This is a genomic window from Acutalibacter sp. LFL-21, from assembly GCF_025630755.1.
Lineage (GTDB): Bacteria > Bacillota > Clostridia > Oscillospirales > Acutalibacteraceae > Acutalibacter > Acutalibacter stercoravium.
The window spans coordinates 200,325-220,849 of record NZ_JAOTNT010000001.1; the positions used below are offsets into that span (position 1 = coordinate 200,325).

Annotated in this window: 19 protein-coding genes and 1 tRNA gene; 11 read left to right on the plus strand and 9 right to left on the minus strand. The window is 59.7% G+C overall.

Annotation, left to right across the window (positions count from 1 at the left end; translation table 11 throughout):
* Positions 1–31: 31 nt before the first annotated feature.
* The 6 genes from mreD to zapA form a co-directional block, all read right to left on the minus strand.
* Positions 32–556: a rod shape-determining protein MreD gene (gene mreD, locus ODJ80_RS00905; protein WP_263040514.1), complete on the minus strand. Its 525-nt coding sequence runs from the start codon at positions 554–556 to the stop codon at positions 32–34.
* Positions 553–1,443: a rod shape-determining protein MreC gene (gene mreC, locus ODJ80_RS00910; RefSeq protein ID WP_178863841.1), complete on the minus strand. Its 891-nt coding sequence runs from the start codon at positions 1,441–1,443 to the stop codon at positions 553–555. The genes mreD and mreC overlap by 4 nt, the downstream gene beginning before the upstream one ends.
* A gap of 159 nt (positions 1,444–1,602) precedes the next feature.
* The gene (locus ODJ80_RS00915; RefSeq protein ID WP_178863870.1) at positions 1,603–2,616 is read right to left on the minus strand and encodes a rod shape-determining protein; all 1,014 of its coding nucleotides are present in this window, start codon (positions 2,614–2,616) and stop codon (positions 1,603–1,605) included.
* A 394-nt stretch (positions 2,617–3,010) separates the two neighbouring features.
* A complete protein-coding gene (gene dut / locus ODJ80_RS00920) occupies positions 3,011–3,457 on the minus strand; it encodes a dUTP diphosphatase (RefSeq protein ID WP_263040515.1) in 447 nt (148 codons plus the stop codon).
* Between the two features lie 135 nt (positions 3,458–3,592).
* A complete protein-coding gene (locus ODJ80_RS00925) occupies positions 3,593–5,659 on the minus strand; it encodes a U32 family peptidase (RefSeq protein ID WP_263040516.1) in 2,067 nt (688 codons plus the stop codon).
* The gene (gene zapA, locus ODJ80_RS00930) at positions 5,656–6,546 is read right to left on the minus strand and encodes a cell division protein ZapA (RefSeq protein WP_178863854.1); all 891 of its coding nucleotides are present in this window, start codon (positions 6,544–6,546) and stop codon (positions 5,656–5,658) included. Before zapA ends, ODJ80_RS00925 begins: the two co-directional genes overlap by 4 nt.
* A gap of 387 nt (positions 6,547–6,933) precedes the next feature.
* Between zapA and ODJ80_RS00935 the strand changes: the two genes are divergently transcribed.
* The 3 genes from ODJ80_RS00935 (at position 6,934) to ODJ80_RS00945 (ending at position 11,523) form a co-directional block, all read left to right on the plus strand.
* Positions 6,934–9,372, plus strand: a complete 2,439-nt coding sequence (locus ODJ80_RS00935; RefSeq protein ID WP_178863856.1) for a glycogen/starch/alpha-glucan phosphorylase — start codon at positions 6,934–6,936, stop codon at positions 9,370–9,372.
* Between the two features lie 145 nt (positions 9,373–9,517).
* Positions 9,518–11,395: a glycoside hydrolase family 13 protein gene (locus tag ODJ80_RS00940; protein ID WP_263040517.1), complete on the plus strand. Its 1,878-nt coding sequence runs from the start codon at positions 9,518–9,520 to the stop codon at positions 11,393–11,395.
* Positions 11,396–11,446: 51 nt separating this feature from the next.
* Positions 11,447–11,523: transfer RNA gene (locus ODJ80_RS00945), tRNA-Arg, on the plus strand.
* Between the two features lie 443 nt (positions 11,524–11,966).
* Here the strand turns inward: ODJ80_RS00945 and ODJ80_RS00950 are convergent.
* From ODJ80_RS00950 to ODJ80_RS00960, 3 genes are read right to left on the minus strand one after another with little or no spacing between them, the layout of a single operon-like run.
* Positions 11,967–12,197, minus strand: coding sequence for a type II toxin-antitoxin system MqsA family antitoxin (locus tag ODJ80_RS00950; protein WP_263040518.1), 231 nt, complete (start codon positions 12,195–12,197; stop codon positions 11,967–11,969).
* Positions 12,194–12,511, minus strand: coding sequence for a DUF4258 domain-containing protein (locus ODJ80_RS00955; RefSeq protein ID WP_263040519.1), 318 nt, complete (start codon positions 12,509–12,511; stop codon positions 12,194–12,196). The genes ODJ80_RS00950 and ODJ80_RS00955 overlap by 4 nt, the downstream gene beginning before the upstream one ends.
* A 36-nt stretch (positions 12,512–12,547) precedes the next feature.
* Positions 12,548–13,024: a helix-turn-helix domain-containing protein gene (locus tag ODJ80_RS00960; protein ID WP_263040520.1), complete on the minus strand. Its 477-nt coding sequence runs from the start codon at positions 13,022–13,024 to the stop codon at positions 12,548–12,550.
* 157 nt (positions 13,025–13,181) lie between these two features.
* Here ODJ80_RS00960 and ODJ80_RS00965 point away from each other — a divergent pair, with 157 nt between their 5' ends.
* The 8 genes from ODJ80_RS00965 (at position 13,182) to ODJ80_RS01000 (ending at position 20,443) form a co-directional block, all read left to right on the plus strand.
* Positions 13,182–13,409: a helix-turn-helix domain-containing protein gene (locus tag ODJ80_RS00965; RefSeq protein ID WP_263040521.1), complete on the plus strand. Its 228-nt coding sequence runs from the start codon at positions 13,182–13,184 to the stop codon at positions 13,407–13,409.
* A 646-nt stretch (positions 13,410–14,055) separates the two neighbouring features.
* Positions 14,056–15,825 carry a DNA primase family protein gene (locus ODJ80_RS00970; protein ID WP_263040522.1) on the plus strand — a complete coding sequence of 590 codons (1,770 nt, stop codon included), beginning with the start codon at positions 14,056–14,058 and terminating at the stop codon, positions 15,823–15,825.
* 312 nt (positions 15,826–16,137) lie between these two features.
* The gene (locus ODJ80_RS00975; protein WP_263040523.1) at positions 16,138–16,389 is read left to right on the plus strand and encodes a hypothetical protein; all 252 of its coding nucleotides are present in this window, start codon (positions 16,138–16,140) and stop codon (positions 16,387–16,389) included.
* Between the two features lie 14 nt (positions 16,390–16,403).
* Positions 16,404–16,577: a hypothetical protein gene (locus ODJ80_RS00980; RefSeq protein WP_263040524.1), complete on the plus strand. Its 174-nt coding sequence runs from the start codon at positions 16,404–16,406 to the stop codon at positions 16,575–16,577.
* A gap of 28 nt (positions 16,578–16,605) precedes the next feature.
* Positions 16,606–16,932, plus strand: a complete 327-nt coding sequence (locus tag ODJ80_RS00985; RefSeq protein ID WP_263040525.1) for a hypothetical protein — start codon at positions 16,606–16,608, stop codon at positions 16,930–16,932.
* A gap of 398 nt (positions 16,933–17,330) precedes the next feature.
* A complete protein-coding gene (locus tag ODJ80_RS00990) occupies positions 17,331–18,080 on the plus strand; it encodes a sigma-70 family RNA polymerase sigma factor (RefSeq protein ID WP_263040526.1) in 750 nt (249 codons plus the stop codon).
* A 6-nt stretch (positions 18,081–18,086) separates the two neighbouring features.
* The gene (locus tag ODJ80_RS00995; RefSeq protein ID WP_263040527.1) at positions 18,087–19,469 is read left to right on the plus strand and encodes a hypothetical protein; all 1,383 of its coding nucleotides are present in this window, start codon (positions 18,087–18,089) and stop codon (positions 19,467–19,469) included.
* A gap of 71 nt (positions 19,470–19,540) precedes the next feature.
* Positions 19,541–20,443: a hypothetical protein gene (locus tag ODJ80_RS01000; protein ID WP_263040528.1), complete on the plus strand. Its 903-nt coding sequence runs from the start codon at positions 19,541–19,543 to the stop codon at positions 20,441–20,443.
* Positions 20,444–20,525: the final 82 nt, after the last annotated feature.

Sequence of the window (20,525 nt, forward strand, 5' to 3'; positions counted from 1 at the left end):
GCCTCCTTTCCCGGGCAAATTGCTTCTCACATTACAGGGTCCCCTTCTCCTGCGCGCCCAGCGCCTGCGAAAGGCCCCGGTTGAGCAGATAGAGCAGGGGAAGGAACAACAGGGTGTAAAAATACTTTGGCAGATAGTGGTGGGTAAGGGCATAGGCCGGATAGGAATATTGGAAGAAATACAGAAAGAACCACTGGGCCAGCACCACCAGGCCAATGCTCCACACCCCCGTGAGGATGGCCGTGGCCATATTGTTCTGCAGGTAGGTGCGGATGACCAGGCTGATAAAAAAGCACAGCACCCCCAGCACCAGGGCGTGGAACCCCAGCATGCCAGAGAGGCCAAAATCGCAGAACAGCCCCCCCACAACGCCAAACAGCAGGGCGGGCACTTCGGGCTCCAGCATGGCAATGGCCACCACCGCCGGAAACAGCAGCACCGGCCTTGCTCCAAAGATGGAAGGCAGCAGGCCCGGCGTCTCCTGCAGCATGAACAGCACCAGCAGCTCCAGCACATAGGCCAAATAACGGATCAGCTTATTGAGGTCCCTTATCATTCCGCATCCTCCGTACCCTCGGGGTCGGCCTGGGCAAGGTAGTCCTCCCCCTCCCCAGCTCCGGGGAAATCAATGATGACGAAGACCTCCTGCACGCTGGTCAGGTCCTCATAAGGGCGCACCACCGCGTATTGGGAGATATCGCTTTCCGATTTCTGCACGCTCTCCACCCGGCCGATGATGATGTCCGCCGGATAGGCGCTGCCCGCGCCGGAGGTGGTGATAATGTCCCCCACCTGCGCCTGGGTGTCGCTGGGCAGGTACTCCAGGCGCAGCAGCCCAGAGCTGGCCGAGGCGATGTCGCTGGCGATCACGCCGCTCTCCCCGCAGGCAGAGTCCACCGCCGAAACCTTCACGTCCTCCGACAGCAGGGTGGTCACCTTGCTGGTGGTGGCGTAGGCCTGGCTGACAATGCCCACCAAGCCGTTCTGGGTAATCACCGGGTCGCCTTCCTCCACGCCGTTGAGGGTGCCCTGGTCGATGGAGAAGCCGTAGAACACGTCGTTGGGGTCCCGGCCGATGACCGTGGCGGCCCGCAGGGTGTTCTCCGGTTCCTCCTCCGTGATCTCCAGCTGGACCTTCAGCTGCTCGTTTTCCTGCAGGGTGTTCTCATAGTCCACCAGCTGGTCCCGCAGCTGGGCGTTCTCCTGGGTCAGGCTGTCGATCATGGATTTGAGCTCGTCCCGGGAAAGGGCGTCCAAATCCACAAACTCCGTAACGGCCCCGGTGGCCTGGGTGCTCACACTCTGCATGGGAGAGGTGACAAAGCCCAAAAGGCTTGCCAGCAGAGAGCCCCCCGCCGTAGCCGTATAGATAATCAGCCCCAGCAGCACCACCACCGCGATGGCCAGAACCTTAAATGAGCTGGTTTTGAAAAAGTCCTTCAAGCAAAAGCGCTCCTTCTGGTAAATTCCCGTCAAAGCCAATGCGGACTGCCGGGAGGTCCCAGCAGTCCTCATGCTTCCTCACATCCGCGCCCATCCCCCTTTGGGCGGGCAGCGCGAAAGGCGCCCCCTCTTCCAGGCGCCGGCAGGGCAGGCCCCGCCTTATTTCCTGCGGCCGCGGTAGCGGTTTTTGGGCAGCTCTACCTCCAGGCTTTTGCCGGTGCCCTCCACCACGCAGTCCAAGGGGCGCTCCGCCACATGGACAGGGATGCCCGTCTCCTGGGCCACCAGCTTGTCCAGGCCCCGCAGCAGGGCCCCGCCCCCGGTGAGCATAATGCCCCGGTCGATAATATCCGCCGCCAGCTCCGGCGGGGTCTTCTCCAAGGTGTCCTTGATGGCGTCCACCACAATCATCACGCTGTCCGCCAGGGCCTCCCGCACCTCGTCGGCGTGGATGGTCACATTCTTGGGCAGGCCGTCCACCAGGTTGCGGCCCTTGATCTCCACAAAGGCATTGATGGTCTCCTCGGTGGGGAAGGCGGAGCCGATCTTGATTTTGATTTCCTCCGCGGTGCGTTCACCGATCAGCAGGTTGTACTTTTTCTTTACATAACTGACAATGGCCTCGTCGAACTTGTCCCCGGCCATGCGCACAGAGACAGAGGTGACGATGTCCCCCAGGGAGATGACGGCCACCTCGCTGGTGCCGCCGCCAATGTCCACCACCATGCAGCCAGTGGGCTCGCCCACCGGCAGGCCCGCGCCAATGGCGGCCGCCATTGGCTCTTCTATCAGGTCCACGTTGTTGGAGCCGGCCTGGCGGGCGGCGTCCTCCACAGCCCGGCGCTCCACCTCCGTGACGCCGGAAGGGATGCACACCACAATGCGGGGGCGGTTGAGGGTGCCGGACTTCAGGGCCTTTTTAATAAAATACTTCAGCATGGCCGCGGTCACATCGAAATCGGCGATAACGCCGTCCTTCAGGGGGCGCACCGCCACAATGGAGCCGGGGGTGCGGCCCAGCATCTCTTTGGCCTGCTTGCCCACCGCCAGCACCTCATCGGTGCGCACGTCCACCGCCACCACAGAGGGCTCGCGCATGACAATGCCCTTGCCCCGCATAAACACCAATGTATTGGCAGTTCCCAAGTCGATGCCAATGTCCTTGGAGAACATCGTAAACATAGAAAAGAACCCAGAAAGAAATCCCTTTGCCGCCATACCAAAAACTCTACCTTTCCGGCCCCCCACGGGCCATAGATTTCCACTTCGCAGGGGCGGGCGTACCCGCCTATATCAATTCAGTCCCAAGAAAAAACGGGGCACTTTTTATGGTTTCCCGTTTTCCCGCAAACACACATTGTCAAGAGCCGCCAGCTCTCCTGGAGCGTTCCCCGTGAGAGCGCCCCTGCCCCGAGAGCCGGGAACATGAAATATTATAGCCTATTTTCCAGCATTTCTCAAGACGAAAGTTTACATAAACCTATAAAAACCCATTTTTCCTTATATATGCACCTTTCCAGCGCCCACCCCACAAGATATGCGGGGCCGCGCTTTCCGGGGCGGAAGCTCATTTCCCCGTGCTGCCAAACCCGCCCTCTCCTCGGGCCGTTTGGGTAAGCTCTTCCACTTCCTCCACCACGGGCAGGCACACCGGCGCAACCACCAGCTGGGCAATGCGCTCGCCAGGCGCCACCGTATAGGGCTCCCGGCTCAAGTTCACCAGGGGAACCTGCAGTTCCCCGCGGTAATCGCTGTCGATCACACCCACGCAGTTGGGCAGGGAGACGCCGTGCTTGGCCCCCAGCCCGCTGCGGCAGAACACCAGCCCCACGCAGCCTTCGGGGATCTCCACCGCCCAGCCGGTGCAAAAGGTGGACCGGTCCCCCGGCTTCAGGGTGACAGGCTCTTCCATGCAGGCCTTCAGGTCAAAGCCCGCGCTGCCCGCTGTCTGGCGCTGGGGCGGTTCCGCCCCGGGCCGCAGCCGTTTCATGCGCAAAACCATTGATTCCTCCATACGCTTAAACTCTCCTTTCCCTCCGGCCAAGTTTTCCACATCCAGCTTTTCCACATTTTCAAAATCCAGGGCTTATCGGGCCTTGAACCGGTATTTACATAAAATAATCCACACTTTCCACCAAGTTTTCCACATTCATTCCACGCCCCGGTGAAAAAGCCCGCGGGTGTAGTCAAACCCCGGTGTTTCGCCGCGAAAACAGGCGGTTAGGATCTCCCCACATTCCACAGGGTTTTCCACGGTAAAACGGAGGATGCCAAAATCCACCGGGGAAAGCTCCCGCTTCAAATCGCACAGCCACAGGGGGACAGAGTTCAGCAGCTCAACGCTTCTGCCGCCCCGGCACACCACGGGGAACTTCTTCCTCTTCCGGTCGGTCAAACATCCCGGCTCCTTGCAGTGCAGGCATCCCTTGGGGGAATTGGCCAGCGGGCAGTTGCGGGTGAGCATCAGCGCCTGGCGGCCGTAGACCATCAGGCCCCGGGGAAGCTCCCCGCCCAGCCGGGACACCTCGCCGGCCGTAAGCTCCATGGAGAGCTCCGCCGTGGAAAGGCCCAGCTTCTGAAAGAAATCCAGCGCAGCCGTGTTGAACACATTCAGGGAAAAACTGCCGTGCACCCGGGCGCCCAGGTCCCTTCCCAACGCGACGGCTCCCAAATTCCCCGCCACAAAATCCAGAAAGCCCGCCTGCATCCGCTCCTTCACCTGCTTCACTGTCCTGTTTTCCTCTCCGAACAGCCCGCGCGGGATGTCCAAAAAAATGGACAGGAATCCCTCTTCCCGCAAACGGAGCAGCTCTTCGAGCGGCGTTTCCAGGGGCAGCACAATTTCCCGGCAGTCCCTTGCCTGCGCGCACACTTGAGAGGCCTTTCGGAAATGGGCGCGCAGGGGCAGCTCCCCCGTGCGCTTGGGGCGAGGGGAGAAGAACAGCTCCCCTTTGGAAAACGGAATGGGGCTGCGCCGCTCCCGCAGGCGCAGAAGCTGCTCCAAGGCCTCCCGGCGCAGTGCGTTCAGCACAGAGACTCCGCAGGGAACACCCTCTTCCGGCACGGACACGCCCTCCACCCGGAAAGGCGTGCCCCCCGTCTTTTTCAGCTGCTGCTCGCACCGCTCCCGGGGCAGCAAAGAAAGGCCCTCCCCCAGGGGCGCGGCGGAAACGGCCCGATGGCCTTCCCCATCCCGCGCGGAGAGGCGCAGCTCCGCCCCCTGGATTTCCAAGTCCAAAAAAACGGACACTCGCTGCATCTCTCCCCGGTACAAATTCCGCAGGGAGGAAAACACTTTCTCCGTGGCGCCGGTCACATCCTCTTTGGTGCGGGTGCCGAACATCTCCCGGCCCCTTTGCCCTGTGAGGTATCCCTTTGTAAACCCAGAGCGGGAAAACACCGCCTCCAGGCCGTCCAGCAGCTGCTGGGGCACCTGCTCCCCATCGGCGGCCCGGCGGCAGGCGGAAACAGCGGCAGCCACATATTCCGGCCGCTTCATCCGCCCTTCAATCTTGGCGGAGCACACCCCCGCCCCTTTCAACTGTTCCACTTCCTGGACAAAGGAGAGATCCTTCAAAGAGAGGTCGTGGCCGGTGCCGCCCGGCGCCGCAAAGGGCAGCCGACAAGGCTGGGCACAGGAGCCCCGGTTGCCGCTGCGCCCCCCTAAAAGGGCGCTGAGGTAGCACTGCCCTGAAACGGACATGCACAGGGCCCCGTGGACGAAACTCTCCAGCTCCACAGGGCAGGCCCGGCGGATCTCCCGGATTTCCTCCAGGGAGAGCTCTCGAGAGAGCACCACCCGGGAAGCGCCCAGCTCCCACAGCAGCTTGACTCCGCCAGGCGTGTGCAGGCTCATCTGCGTAGAGGCGTGCACGGGCAGCGCCGGGGCCCATTGCCGCAGCAGGGAGAACAGCCCCATATCCTGGACCAGCACCGCGTCCACCGGCAGGGAGCACAGGTACTCTACAAAGCCCAGGGCGTCCGGCAGCTCGCGGTCCTTGAGCAAGGTATTCACCGTCACATGGACCCGCACGCCCCGGGCATGGCAAAAGCGCGCCGCCTCTGCCAGCTCTTCCCAGGAAAAGTTCTTGGCGCTGGCCCGGGCGCCAAAGGCGGGCCCGCCCAAATACACCGCATCCGCCCCGGCAAACACAGCGGCCTTCAGGGCCTCCGGCCCGCCGGCAGGGGCCAAAATCTCAAAATACTCGTTGCTCATTTCTTTTCAAAAAAGCTGACAAAGCCCTCCTGCTCAAAATCCTCCTCATGGCGCAGCGGGTTTTTCCGCTTGTGGGGCTGCTTCTGCGGCCCTTCCCCGGCCTCTTCCTCCAGGCCTGCCCCCAGCAGGGAGGTCTGCCCCTCTGGGACAGCCCCAGAGCTCTCTCCGGTGCCGGCACGCGCCTCATCCACCAGCCGTTTGGCCTCTTCCACAGCGCGTTTGGCAGCGCTTACGGTGGCCTGGCGCTCCTGCTCCGCTTTCTGCGCCTGAGATTCCTTCTCCTCCACGGCCTGCTTTAAGGCGGCGTTGTCCGCAGCCAGTTTTTCCAGCTCCTCCAAGAGGGCCTCGTTGTCCGGGGCAGCCCCTGCCATCCCCTGGCGCAGCCGCTGGTTTTCCTCCCGCAGCTGCTCCACTTCCCGGTGGAGCGCCTCCAGCTGGGGCCCTCCCGCAGCACGCTCTTCCAGGGCCTTCTTCTCCTTTTCCAGGGCCGCGGCCTTCCGCCGCAGCTCGTCCACCTCGCCCGCAATCTCCTGCAGGGCGTTGTTGCGCCGGATCAGGTTCTCTATGCGGGCCCGGGTCTCTGGGTTGGGGCCGTTTTGAACCATATCGGCCCGCTCCTCATGCCAAACCTCGGCCTCCACTTCCAGCTCGTCCACCCGGTCCTGCAGCTGCTTTCTCTTCTGCCCGTTCTTCCTGGCATCATCGCAGTAGTTCAGCGCCACAGTGAGGGCCGCGGCCTCCCGCGTGATATAGGGGGACGCCAGCTGGACCTCCATCAGCTTTTCCTCCAGCTCGTTGGCCAGAGATCTCATATATTCGTCGCTTTCCTGGGTGATAAGCCCGCAGACCACACCGTTGATCTCAAGCCGCACACGCCTTTTTTCCATACAAATGACCACCCTTTCCCGCGCCCTGCCCTTGGGCCGGCGCTTACGTAGTTTATATTATATTGCAAAACACGGATTTGGAAAAGGCCTTTCCCCACTTTTTCTGCATTTTTCCCAAAGTGGGGCCTCCCCGGCGGAGAAGCCCCTTTTTTCCTGGATTTTTGTTGTATCCCGGCCATTTCTGTGGTATGATAGATACAACATAGGACCGTTTCCCCCTTGCGCAGGCCCCGATTTGTTGAGAATTGCCAAATATGGAGCCGCAGCTTGGGGCTTTATTGCGGTTGTTTTTCCATTTCTTTTAGTGTACAATGCACATGATACTAATTATTCAGCGGATTTCAAGAAATAATTTTATATATTTTAAACACATTTGGAGGAATTTGCATGGATTATAAAATGACAGTTCCGCAGATTAAGGAGGCCATTCGTGACAAGCTGGCCCACACCTTCGGCGTCTCTTTGGAAAACGCCACCGACGAAGAATATTACAAGGCCAGCGTCCTGATTGTGCGGGAACTGCTGACCAAGGGCCGCTCTGAGTTTGTTCAGAACGCAGAGAAAACCGGCACCAAGCAAATCTATTATCTCTGCATGGAGTTCCTCTTGGGGCGCTCTCTGCGCAACAACTTGTACAACCTGGGCCTGGAGGAGCCCTTCCGCAAGGCTCTGGCGGAATACAATATCAAGCTGGACAATCTGTATGAACAGGAGCCCGACGCCGGCCTGGGCAACGGCGGCCTGGGCCGCCTGGCGGCCTGCTTTATGGACGGCCTGGCCACCCAGGGCTATCCCGCCATGGGCTATTCCCTGCGGTATGAATACGGCCTGTTCCGCCAGAAGCTGGTGGACGGCTGGCAGACCGAGCTGCCGGACACCTGGCTGCCCGGCGGCGGCATTTGGCTGCAGCGCGTGCCGGAAAGCTCTGTGGAGGTCCGCTTTGGCGGCCACATCGAGGAGCAGTGGCACGACCAGTACCACTCTGTGCGCCACAAGGACTACACCTCCATCACCGCCATCCCCTATGACATGTGCATTGCCGGCATGGACGGAAAGGGCGTCAGCCTTCTGCGCGTGTGGAAGGCCGAAAACGACAAGTTTGACATGAAGCTCTTCAACGGCGGCAACTATATGCGGGCCATGGAGCAGCAGGCTATGAGCGAGGTCATCACCAAAGTGCTCTACCCCGAGGATAACCACACCGACGGCAAGCTGCTGCGGCTCTCTCAGCAGTACTTCCTGGTCAGCGCCTCCATCCAGGATATCATCCGGCGGCACCTGTACGCCCACGGCAACCTGGACCAGCTGCCCGAGCTGGCGGCCATCCACCTGAACGACACCCACCCCGTGCTGGCCATCCCCGAGATGATGCGGGTGATGCTGGACGAGTGCGGCTATGGCTGGGACGCCGCCTGGGACATCGTCAAGCGGACGGTGGCCTACACCAACCACACCGTGATGAGCGAGGCCCTGGAGACCTGGAACCGGGACCTGTTCAAGATGCGCCTGCCCCGTATCTACCAGATCGTGGAGGAGATCGACCGCCGCTTCTGGAACGAAATGCGCGCCAAGGGCGTGGACGAGGCCAAGATCTACCGCATGGCCCCCCTCAACGACGGCTATGTGAAAATGGCCAACCTGGCGGTCATCGGCTCTCACTGCGTCAACGGCGTCTCCGCCCTGCACAGCGAGATCTTGAAGGACGATGTGTTCCACGACTTCTATGTGGAGGAGCCCTCTAAATTCACCAACGTGACCAACGGCATTGCCCACCGGCGGTGGCTGAACCAGTCCAACCCCAAGCTGGCCGGGCTCATCACCGACCTGATCGGAAAAGACTATATCTACGACGCGGATAAGCTGCAGGGCCTGCGGAAATATACGGAGGACGCCTCTGTGCTGCAGAAGCTGCAGGAGATCAAGCAGGCCAACAAGGAGCGGCTGGCCAAGTACCTGAAGAAGACCCAGGGGGACATTGTGGACCCCTCTACCCTGTTCGATGTGCAGGTCAAGCGCCTGCACGAGTACAAGCGCCAGCACATGAACGCCCTGAACATCCTGGCCACCTACCAATGGCTGCGGGAGAACCCCAACGCGGACTTTGTGCCCCACACCTTCTTCTTTGGGGCTAAGGCCGCCCCGGGCTACTACTTTGCCAAGCAGATCATCCAATTTATCGCTGCCCTGGCCAAGGCCATCAACAGCGATGAACGGGTGAACAAAAAGCTGAAGGTCATCTTTGTGGAGAACTACTGCGTCACCTGGGCCGAGCTGCTGACCCCCGCCGCGGAGATCAGTGAGCAGATCTCCCTGGCCGGCACAGAGGCCTCTGGCACCAGCAACATGAAGTTTATGATCAACGGCGCGGTCACTCTGGGCACCTTGGACGGCGCCAACGTGGAGATCCACCAGACCGTGGGGGACGAGAACATCATTCTCTTCGGCATGACCGCCTCTCAGGTGGAAGAGCTCAAGCGCACGGGCTACCACCCCAACAACCAGTACCAGAACGACGGCCTCATCCACCGGGCCATGGATGAGATGGGCTCTATGAACGGCGGCCAGTTCAAGGATATTTTCAATGCCCTGCTCCGGGAGGACCGCTACATGGCCCTGGCGGACCTGCGCTCCTATCACGAGGCCCAGCAGCGGGCAATGGCGCTGTACCGCGACCAGCAGAACTGGAACCGCATGTCCCTGGTGAACATTGCCGGGGCAGGCCGTTTTGCCGCGGACCGGGCCATTCGGGATTACTGCGGGAATATCTGGCACGCCTCCCCCGTGCCCCCGGTAAAGAACCTGAACGCCAAAAAATTGGAGAAATAACCCTCTCGCAAGTCTACAACAAAAAGCGCAGCGTGAGCCGGAGCCCTTGAGAAGCCAGGCCTTGCGCCGCGCTTTTTCTTGGGGCGCTCTCTGTAAAGCCCCGTTAGAATCTCAGTGAAATTTTGGAAAGAAGGCGCAAAGCAGCATGTTTAATTCCCGCAGCCGGAAATACCGGGACCCCCTTGGGGCCGTGGCGGACGGCACCTCCATCCATTTCCGCATCACACTCCCCCGAGAGCTGAGCTGTTCGGCCGCCCATCTCATCATCCAGCGGGAGGGCGGTCAGATCCAGGTGCTGGATTTGTTCTGGTGCGGCATGAACGGAAATTCCCAGGAGTGGTGGGAATGCCACTTTACCCCGGAAGAGCCCGGCCTCTATTTCTATCACTTTGAGGTGCGCACCCACCGGGGCAGCCAAAGGCTCTCCCGTGGCTTTGCCGGGGACGGCATCTTCGGCGGCAACAACCAGTGGCAGCTGACGGTGTACGACAAAAACTTCAAGACCCCCGACTGGCTGGAAGGCGGCGTGATGTACCAAATCTTCCCGGACCGGTTCTACAAGTCCCAGCAGCCCAAGGGGAACATCCCCTCTGGCCGGACGTTCCACAGCGATTGGTCCCAGCAGCCCGTGTGGGCCCCCAACGAGCAGGGAGTCATCACCAACACGGACTTCTTTGGAGGGGACCTGCGGGGCATTCAGGAGAAACTGCCCTATTTGAAGGAGCTGGGCGTCACCTGCCTGTATTTAAACCCCATTTTCGAATCCCACTCCAACCACCGCTATGACACGGCGGACTACTCGACAATCGACCCCCTGCTGGGGAACGAGGAGGACTTCCGCAGCCTGTGCGCCGAGGCGAAAAAACTGGGCATCCGGGTGCTGGTGGACGGGGTCTTCAGCCACACCGGCAGCGACAGCGTGTATTTCAACCGGGAGGGGCGCTACCCCACCCAGGGGGCGTACAACTCGCAGCAGTCCCCCTATTACCCCTGGTACACCTTCCGCCAGTGGCCCCAAAACTACGAGTGCTGGTGGAATTTTGAGACCCTGCCCAACGTGAAGGAGACCGAGCCCAGCTTTAACGAGTATATCAATGGGGAGAACGGCATCATCCGCAAATGGCTGCGGGCCGGGGCATCTGGCTGGCGGCTGGATGTGGCCGACGAGCTGCCCGACCAATTTCTGGACAACCTTACTGCTGCGGCAAAAGCAGAGAGCCCGGACGCGGTTGTGCTGGGAGAAGTGTGGGAGGACGCCTCCAACAAGACGGCTTACGGTGTGCGGCGGCGCTACCTGCTGGGGGGCCAGCTGGACACGGTGATGAACTACCCCTTCCGGGACGCCATTTTCGCTTTTCTGCTGGGCGGCGACCCCCGGAATTTTGCGGAATCTGTGGAGAGCATTGTGGAGAACTATCCGCCCCAGTGCCTGCGGCTGCTGATGAACCACATTGGCACCCATGACACGGAGCGGGCCCTGACTGTGCTGGGCGGCGAGCCCGCCGGGAACCGGGGCCGGGAGTGGCAGGCGGCCCAGTCCCTCACCCCCGAGCAGCGGGACACCGCTCTCAAGCGGCTGCGTCTGGCTTCCCTCATCCAATACCTGCTGCCCGGTGTGCCCTGCCTGTATTATGGGGACGAGGCTGGCATGGAGGGCTATCGGGACCCCTTCTGCCGGGGAGCCTACCCCTGGGGCCGTGAGGGGAAGAACCTGCTGCAGTGGTACAAAGGGCTGGGAATGCTGCGGGCCCAAGAAAAGGCCATCTTAGGGAAGGGCTCTTACCGCACCCTGTACGCCGACGGCAACTTGCTGGCTTTTGAGAGGTTCGTGTTCACAGAGGATGCCCGCCACAGCCTGACCCTGGTGGTCAACCGCAGCAGCCGTCCCCAGAGCATTTTAAGGGCTGGCTTAGACATGGAGGGAGGAACCCTGCTGCTGGGCGAAACCCTGGAAAGCGTTCACGTCCTTTCCCCCTACGGCTTCTCTTTAACAAAATTTCAAAGACCTGTAAAAAACGCTTGACATTTTTCCGTTTTGCAGATATAATTATAAGGCTGTTAGAGAACAGCCCATGCGCCAGTAGCTCAGCTGGATAGAGTGTTTGGCTACGAACCAAAAGGTCGGGGGTTCGAGTCCCTCCTGGCGCGCCAGCGGCAAGCTGCCGCTCCCACGTCGCGATCATCACTTTTGTGGTGGTCGCGATTTTTCTTGCCCGCGTTTTTCATTGACGTCTATTTTATCACCCTAACCCAGCGGCAAGCTGCCGCTCCCAAGTCGCGATCATCACTTTTGTGGTGGTCGCGATTTTTGTTGCCCGCGTTTTTCATTGACATCTATTTTATCACCCTAACCCACGTCGCGGCGAACCCTTGTGGTTCGCCGCATTTTTCTGCGCAAAATGCGGCTTCACCGTTCGGGTTGGTCTCACCTGCCGGTTCGGTCGGTGCTGGACGCGCCCCACTGGGGCGCAGCACCGCTCCTCTCCGCGAAAAGTCACGCTCGGCTCGGCTGCTCGGTTGCAAGCGCCCTCGCTTACGCCTCGCTGTGGCTACCAATGTAAAGCCTCCTTTCTCCGTCATGGGCGAAAGCGGCTTTAGGCCACGCTGTCCTGATAGTTGACGATGGCCACCTCGGAAACCGCTTTCCGCACCGCTTTCACAATGCGCTCCAGCTTGGCGGCCACCTCGTCGGAGTAGGACACCTCCCCGCACTGGCCGCACACCTGGGAGGGCACGTTCTTCACGATGATAAAGCAGTTGTCCACGTCAATCATAAAATTGGTGAGCTGTTCCTCCAGCTGGCCCTTGCACAAAAAGCACTTCATGGCAAACTCTCCTTTCTGGTAGCAAAGTCTGTTTCCCACTGGCTGGGATCTGGCCTGTACACGGTGATAATCCACAGCTGCCCGTCCCCAGCGCCGCACACAACGTGCAGGGGCTTTTCCAGGACGTGGAGAAGCAAACAACTGGGGTAGGGGTAGTCCTGGGGATATTCCTCAATGATACGGCCCCGCATCACTGCCGCTTTCACTTCCTCCCGGGTGATGTCCCGCTGGAGCATCCGGGTGAGGGCGTGGCGCGTCCAGGTGATTTTCCCCGCCTCGCACAAAGAGCGAAGCTCCTGCAATATTTCTTCCACGGCGTTCGCCTCCTTTTCGCTTTTCCCGAAAGCGGTTTACCTTTCCTCGCTGTTCTGCTTTTGGAACACGTCCCGCTCCAGCTGTGACATAAGGAAATCCAGATATTCCACCACTTTGTCCCGCAAAGCGGCCATTTCCTCCGGCGAAAGCAGGCCGCACTGGCGGTTCCCGGTAAAATAGAAGCCGTCTTCCCGTTCTTCTATACGGTAATACAGGTTGTTCAGCAGTGTGTTGATGGCGGCATAATCATCAGGCAAAGCGCTCTTTTCGGGGGTGTTCCGCATGGCCTGCACCATCTGCCAGCCCAGCAGCTGCTCCGGGGTGGTTTGCAAGGCGGTGGTCAAGGTTTCCAACCGGGCCAGGGGGATGTTTTTGATAGCGCCGCTTTCATAGCGCTGCAAGGTGGATTTGCTCATGCCTGTCAGCTCTGCCAGCTGCTGGAAGCTGTACCCCAAGGCCTCCCGCCGCTCTTTTAAGCGGCGTGCAATTTCCTTGTTTGTCTCGTTCCACACAGCAGCCGCCTCCTTTCTCTCTATCCTTTAGTATAGCCCATCTGTTCCAAATATGCAACTGATTTTTCAAAATCGTTGCACAAATGGGTTGACAAACAGGGAAAAGCGGGCTATACTAAAATTATCCCAAATGCGCAACAGAAGGAGGTGAAGAACATTGCATTCCAATTTGCTGCGGGCGGCTCTTGCACAGCAGGGCATGACCCAGGGAAAATTGGCGGAATTGGTGGGAATTTCCCCCAACTCCCTCAGCAGAAAGCTGAACGGGAAGCGGCAGTTTACCCTGGGAGAAATGGAAGCGATTTCCCGTGTTTTGGAGATGCAAAACCCAGCGGCCTTTTTTTTTGACCGTAAATCCCAAATACGCAACGAGCGGGAGGCCTAACCCATGTCACTTTCCAAACTGGAACGGGAAACCATCATCACTTGCAACGAGAAAGGAGCATGAACAATGACAGAGTTCACCCAAGTGGCCACCATCCCCAAGACGGCCCAGCGGTGCAAGGCGGAGGGCATCGGCCTATCGGAAAACCAGCTGCGCACCCTCTGCGCCCGGGGGGGAGCTGAAACACACCCAGATGGGGAAAAAGTCCCTGATTTACTGGCCCAACCTCTTAGAGCTGCTGGAAAGGGGCACGCCCCAAGAGGAAGCGCCGGTGGTGTACGGGAAGATTCGGAGGATTGCAGAATGAGGGGGCGCAATCAACCAGGAAAGGCGGTCCGTGGCCGGACTGGACAAGCCGCCTTTCTGCCTGCGGCAGAGGCGGGATGGACAAGACAAAACCAGCGGTGCGGGCGTGCGCTGGCGGTTCGATCAAGCGCGGCGAAAGCCGCCGGTCCGTGGCCGGACTGGACAAGCCGCCTTTCTGCCTGCGGCAGAGGCGGGAAGGTCACAGCGAAACCATCGGCGCGGGCGTGCGCTGGCGGCCTGATGAGCACGAGCGAAGCGAGCTGCCCAAGGCGCGAATCGTCCCGCGCGGCCACGCGCCGCGAATTGACAGCCCAGGCACTGGGCGAAAGGCGGTGAGAGCTTGGAGGAATTGGACGTTTTTAGCCTGACCACCCAGGCGGCCTTTCAGGGATATGTGGAGAGCCTGGAAAGCAAAGAGGACGCGCTTTCAGAAACCGCTTTCGCGGCGGTGTATCTGGTGGAGGATGACCCATTCCGGCAGCAGCAGCGCACGGAAGCCCTCAGAGAACACGCAAAAGAGCTGGGCATCCCGGCAAAGACTTTTGAGGAACACCGCAAAGCCTTTCACCGGGGGCTGGAACAGTTCCGGCGCAAGGGCAAGCAGGAGCGGGAGGCCACGGACTCCCCAGCGTGGCTCTTTCAAGGCCGGGTGATTGAGGCGGACTTCTGCGACGCGTTCCGCCAAAAATACGGGGATATGGCCTGCTGGGGCGGCGTGTTCTACGACGAAAACGGCCTGGTGGAGCGGGACAAGCTCTTGCAGCGCATCACCCAGGAGCTTTCCCCCTACGTCACCACCCGGCTGGCGCAAAAGGCCAAAGACCTGCTTGCGGCCCTGCGGAGCTTCTGCTATCAGGAAGCGCCCCAGGCAGACCCAACGAAAATCCATGTACAAGGCGGGTGCGTGACCGCACAGGACAATTCGCGCCAGGGGGTCCTGGTCCCCAGCGGGGACCGCCCAGGCCCGGCCGAGCTGGCAGGCGAGACCGGCAAGCTGCGCCGCGCCTGTGCTGGCCGTGCGAGCGCGTCCGCGCCGAAAGCAACAGCGCCCCAGTGGGTATTCCATGCAGACCGGTCTATCACCCAGAACCGGCTGGACGTGGAGTACGACCCCGCAGCCCAGCCCCCGGCGGTGTTCCTGGACTATGTGAACGCCCTGCTGGAGCCGGAGGACGTGCTGACCCTGCAAGAGTTCCTGGGCTACTGCTGCATCCCCACCACCAAGGCCCAGAAAATGCTCTTTCTCATTGGAAGCGGCGGCGAGGGGAAAAGCGTGCTCACCCAGGTGCTCAAAGGGGTGTTTGGCGCCTCTATGACCTCTGGCAGCCTCCACGACCTGGAGCGCAACCGCTTCACCCTGGCAAACCTGGAGGGAAAGCTGCTGTTTCTGGATGAGGACATGGGCGTGTCCGCCACCAAAGAAAGCCAGGTGCAAAAGCGCCTGGTGACGGCAAACGCCCCCCTCTCCATTGAGCGCAAGGGGAAGCAGGCGGTGCAGGCCATGCTCACCTGCCGCCTGATGGCCTTTGGAAACGTGCCCTTCTCCACCCTGTACGACCACAGCGAGGGGGCTTTCCGGCGGCGGATCATCCTCACCACCAAGCCCAAACAAGAGGGCCGCAGGGACGATAGGGATTTGCCCGACAAGATTTTGCAGGGCAAAAGCGGCGTGTTCAACTGGATGCTGGAGGGGCTTTCCCGCCTGACCTCCAACGGCTGGGAGTTCACCATCAGCCAGCGGGCAAGAGAAAACCTGGAGGAAACCAAACAGGAGAGCTTCAACCTGCTGGGGTTTCTGGCGGATGAAAACGCCGTGCGGCTGGGGGATTTGTCTCGCAAAATCACCGGCGTGGACTTGTACGACGCTTACACAGCCTGGTGCTATGCCAACGGGGAAAAGCCCGTGAGCCGGAAAAGCGTGACCTCCTACTTAAAGCAGGAACAGCAGCGGCTGGGCATCCAGGCCAGCAACCATGTGCCGGACAGCCAGGGCGGGAAAGTCCGGGGATTCGCGGGAATTGAAATCCTAGACCGGCGGTTTCTCGTGCGCGGTTCTATTCGCTATGACCGCCCATTTTCCCCCGTGGAAGTGTCCCAAAATGCCCCCTAACTGTCCCAAGTGTCCCAAGGCGCCCCCAAAAAATGGCTCTAGAATGGGGGTTGGGACACATGGACACATGGGACACCTAAACATTCTTTTTGATACACAACGTGTATCTATACACAGTGTGTTCCTCACTTCCCTAACTTCCTGTGTATTCCCTATTTCTTTTCACTCTCTTATATATAAGAAATAAAAAAGAAGTGTCCCAAGTGTCCCAAGCCAGGAACCATGCGGGGTTGAGCCGGTTTTTATGTGTCCCGCAAGTGTCCCACCAAGTGTCCCAAGTGTCCCACCACACCACGAAAGAGAGGAAACACCATGCAAAACTGGATACTCATGGCCCAAAACAGCAAGGGCCAAAACCTGCGGGCCTGTTCGCAGATTGCGGAGGATGAAATCCCGTCCCTGGAAGCGGCGAACCGGCTGGCGGACAAGCTGGAACGGGAAGAACCCGGCTTTATCGTGAAGGAAGCCTACCGCATCCACAAGGACATGAGCCGGGAAGAATTGGAAGCCCTGGATTTCTTCCCCCACGGCTGCCTGGCGGAAGTGTTCGTATTTGACCAGTGAAGGGAGGGAACAACATGGAAGAAAAGAAAGCCTTTTGCCCCATTCTGAGCAGGCGCGAAGCCGCTGGGTTTTGCCCTTGCCTGCAAAAAGACTGCGCCTGGTACGAGCCGGAGCTGAAAAAGTGTTCTGTCCTGGTGATTGCCAAGGAGCTGGAGGAGCACGCCGTGGAGGTGTTGAGAGATTTATAAAGCTGGCAATGAAAGGAGAGGCTAAACCATGCAAGAGAAAAAGAAAGCGCCCCTGGAAGCTGCAACTTCCAAGAGCGCAAATGTAGAACATATCCAAGGACAGGATACCACAAAATCCCCGGCGGGGCAAGGGCTTTTTCAAGCGGCAACCGCCTTGGAGTGCCTGGGCATCGAGCTGGGGCAAACCAGGCAGCTGGTGGGCCTGCTGGTGGAGAACCTGGAGCAAGAGGGCACAGACACCATGCAGCCGGAGCGGGTGAAGGTCTATTCCGACTGCCTGTGGGTGCTGTTCGACCGGCTGCGCACCCTGGAGGACGTGGCGCAAAGCGAGGCGGCCCACACCTACGGCTCATAAAAAAAGAGCCGCGCCCGTGGCCGGGCAGGACAAGACGCGGGGTCTCACCTACCGGTTCGGTCGGTGCTGGACGGTGTCCACTGGACACCAGCACCGGGCCGTAAAGCGGCCCGGGCATAGTGCAAACCGTCCCGTTTATGTCGCGGAATCCACCATGCAAGGAGACAAAACAGCATAAAAAAGAGCCGCCCCACAACTGGGACAGCCCACCTCTTAGGACTATTTTACCAGAGACGGGGGCGGGTGCGTGACCGCACAGGACAAGCCGCGCCGCCGCTCGTTCCACTCGCTCGCCCCTGCGCACCGAAAGATTTCTTGTCGCGGAAATCACCGGAGTGAAAGCTGTTCCCCGGCCCTGGATTCTATCACCATTTTACCAGGATTCGGGGGTTGCGTCAATGACAAACGAACAGCTTACCTTGGACATACAGAACGGGAACCGGGCGGCGCTCACGGAATTGTGGGGCGCTGTCCGGCCCTTGCTGTTTTCTCTCGCGTGGAGGTTCTACACCCGCCAGGGGAAAGACCGCTGCGCCCAGCGTGGGGTGGCGTTGGAGGACTTGCAGCAGGAAGCTTTCTTTGCCCTCTGGGACGCAGTGCAGGCTTACAAACCAGAGAAGGGGTATCAGTTCACCACCTATCTTTCCAGGGCCACAGAGAACCGTTTCCGGGCCTGTATGGGGATGCTCCACAAGGCGGACGCGCTCAACCACGCTGACCGCCTAGAGCGGCCCATCCCCGGGGATGAGGAAGGGCGGGAGCAGGGGGACACCATCCCGGATGAAAAAGCGGAAGCGGCGCTCCTGGCGGTGGACGATACCGCCCAGCGGGAGCACTTCCACAACGTGCTGGAGCAAGCCCTGGGGGATCTGTCTGTGGTGCAGAGTGCTGTGCTGCGGCACCGCTTCACCCAACGGCACACACGAATGGAAACGGCCCTGGCACTGCATATCACGCCCCAGGAGGTGCGCCGGGAAGAATCAAAAGCCTTGCAGCTTCTCCGGGGAAAGCCCACGGTGCTGCATCTGCGGGAGGAAGTGCTGGAGACGGCGGCCTATCACGGCACCGGGTGGTTTTCCTGGTATTTTGATCGAGGAAGCGTGGAAGAGCGAATTATAGAACAAGCAAGTAAAAACAAGGAGGAATGACACAATATGCCAGCATACGATATCGGCCCGCGGATTGGCATTGAAGGGGAAAAGGAGTTTAAAAACTCTATCAAGGCCATTGACAGCGAAATCCGGGCCCTGCAAAACCAGCTTAGGACCCTCTCCAAAGAGTACGACGAGAACGACCGCTCGGTGGAGGGCGTGACCAAGAAGCAGCAGGCTTTGACCAAGGCAATCGGCGCAACCCAGGACAAGATCAAGCTGCTCACCAGCCAGTATGACAAGCAGTACCAGGAGTTAAAGCGCCTGGAAACCGCCTTGGACTCCGCCCGGCAGCTCCACGGGGAGAACTCCGAGGAAGCACTTAAGGCGGAATCGGCCCTGGCGAAGCAGGCCACCGCAGTGAACAACCTGGAATCGAGGCTGCAAACCGCCAAGGGCCAGCTTGCCACGTTTTCCCAGGAGTTGGAAAACACGGGCAACCGGGCCACCCTTGCGGGGGACAAAATTCAAAGTGTCGGGGACAAGCTGGAAGCCGTAGGCGGGAAGCTCTCCTCCGCAGGGAACACCCTGAGCACCGCTGTGACAGCCCCCCTGCTGGCGGCGGGCGGGGCAGCGATTGTCATGGCATCCGACTATTCCGGCCTGGTGTGGGACGCTTCCACGGGGATGTGGACACAGCTCTCCGACGATACAGCCCAAGCCGCTCAGGAGATGGCGGACCTAATGAACCAATACGGCATTTCATACAGCTCAGAATACGCCGAGGGAATCGCTTCCCAATACGGCCTGGTGTATGAAAATGGACGCTGGCTGGTGCAAAAGACCGCTGACGGCGTGCGGGACAACACGCCCACACTGCTGATGGAGGCGGAGAAGTCGGCTTCCGATACGGTGAACCAATTTGACACCACCATCTCCGGCGCCACAGTGGGCCCGGTGAAGGTGGCAACACCCGATATCGCCAGCTCTGTCGGCGTGGCACTGGATATTGCCCAGTCGGTGGCAAACAGCCGCACTATTTACTATACAGTCGCAGCGCGGGGGGCAGTTGGATTAACGGCAAACAGCGTCTCTGCCTACGCAGACGGCGGCCTGGTTGATGAACCCCAGCTTGCGTTAATCGGCGAGGCGGGGGATGAAATGGTCATCCCCCTGGAAAGAAACCGCTCCCGGGCCCTGGACTTGTGGTATCAGGCGGGGCAGGAGCTCAACGCCTTTGCCGCGGACTCCGCCAGGGCGGTGGGGGCCATAAGGCGGGAGCAGATCATCCAACAGAGCACGGACAACCGCCGCCAGTACACCATCGAGGAGGGGGCCATCACCATCCACACCCAGGCCACCGACGGCAAGCAGCTGTACAAGGAGCTGGTGCGGGAGATGCAGAAGGACGTGAAGCGGAAGGAGGCTGCCTATGGAAAAAATTGACTGCCGCCCCGGTTGCAAATTCGAGCGGACGCGCTCTTACCATACAAAAATTTTTCTAGAAAGGTTGATGAATGATGAACTATCCTTGGAAAAAGCCGAAGGAAACACCCATTGAATCCCCTGTTGCCCAGGAAGAAGCCGCGCCGGTGAAAACTTCTGAATCAGCCACACCTGTTTCCGACCGGGAAAGTTTTGAGCAAGCCCTGCAAGAATACGCGAAAGCCTGTGAAGCTGTGAAGGCCAAAAAAGCGGCCATGTACCGGCGCTTTCTGGAATTGAACGAAAGCCGGAACAACGGCACCAAAGACCAGATGGAGCTACCCCGAAACAACCCCTTTGATTTGGAACAGGCATGGACAGCCGCCCAGGAGACAGGCTCGCCGGAAAAAATGAAGGAATGGGTTGCCGTGGTGAACGGGCTTTCCTCCTCTGTGCTGCGGGACGATGCTTTCCGCGAGGCGGTGGAAACTACAGCGGCAGCCGTCAAGCCTTACGCGATTCAGCGGGAGAAACAGCTGGAAGCGGAGCTGAAGAAGGCCATTGCCGAAAAAGAACAGGCGGTGAAGGAGCTTTCCGCCAAGGTAAGCAAGGCCCTAAAGGCTTTTGAGGATTTCCGGCGCGAGATCACGGAAAAGCTCGTAAAGCCTTACATAGAAGCGGACAACTTCTTAAAAAACGACATTCCTTCCCTCTTTACCGGGTCTTGTGACGGCGACCACATAGGGATTCACACAGGGCCTCAGTTTTCCGTGGAGACACAGCTAGGCGGGATGCTGCGCGAGGCGGAGAACGCAAACCGGCCTCTGCCCAAGGGTGATCCCTACAAACACCTGACTGAACACAGAGGAACCTATGACATCCCCGACGGCTGGGTGGGCATGACCCCACACGGCACAGTGGGCGGCAAGCGTCCCAGTGTAGCAGGTGCAGGCGGAACTGTGGAAAGGATTTTCCCGAAGAATATCACGAAATGATGAATTTCTAAACTGAAATTTTCATTTGTGATTTGCGAGTTGAGCATCCAAGCAAAGGTGTCGGACTCCCCCCCTCGAAAAA

Bases quoted from the DNA above. Each gene is read 5' to 3' on its own strand.
- ODJ80_RS00990 (WP_263040526.1), top strand. From the start codon at position 17,331: ATGACAAACGAACAGCTTACCTTGGACATACAGAACGGGAACCGGGCG.
- ODJ80_RS01000 (WP_263040528.1), top strand. From the start codon at position 19,541: ATGATGAACTATCCTTGGAAAAAGCCGAAGGAAACACCCATTGAATCC.
- ODJ80_RS00925 (WP_263040516.1), bottom strand. From the start codon at position 5,659: ATGAGCAACGAGTATTTTGAGATTTTGGCCCCTGCCGGCGGGCCGGAG.
- zapA (WP_178863854.1), bottom strand. From the start codon at position 6,546: ATGGAAAAAAGGCGTGTGCGGCTTGAGATCAACGGTGTGGTCTGCGGG.
- mreD (WP_263040514.1), bottom strand. From the start codon at position 556: ATGATAAGGGACCTCAATAAGCTGATCCGTTATTTGGCCTATGTGCTG.
- ODJ80_RS00915 (WP_178863870.1), bottom strand. From the start codon at position 2,616: ATGTTCTCCAAGGACATTGGCATCGACTTGGGAACTGCCAATACATTG.
- ODJ80_RS00975 (WP_263040523.1), top strand. From the start codon at position 16,138: ATGCAAAACTGGATACTCATGGCCCAAAACAGCAAGGGCCAAAACCTG.
- ODJ80_RS00940 (WP_263040517.1), top strand. From the start codon at position 9,518: ATGTTTAATTCCCGCAGCCGGAAATACCGGGACCCCCTTGGGGCCGTG.
- ODJ80_RS00995 (WP_263040527.1), top strand. From the start codon at position 18,087: ATGCCAGCATACGATATCGGCCCGCGGATTGGCATTGAAGGGGAAAAG.
- ODJ80_RS00980 (WP_263040524.1), top strand. From the start codon at position 16,404: ATGGAAGAAAAGAAAGCCTTTTGCCCCATTCTGAGCAGGCGCGAAGCC.
- ODJ80_RS00935 (WP_178863856.1), top strand. From the start codon at position 6,934: ATGGATTATAAAATGACAGTTCCGCAGATTAAGGAGGCCATTCGTGAC.
- ODJ80_RS00985 (WP_263040525.1), top strand. From the start codon at position 16,606: ATGCAAGAGAAAAAGAAAGCGCCCCTGGAAGCTGCAACTTCCAAGAGC.
- dut (WP_263040515.1), bottom strand. From the start codon at position 3,457: ATGGAGGAATCAATGGTTTTGCGCATGAAACGGCTGCGGCCCGGGGCG.
- ODJ80_RS00950 (WP_263040518.1), bottom strand. From the start codon at position 12,197: ATGAAGTGCTTTTTGTGCAAGGGCCAGCTGGAGGAACAGCTCACCAAT.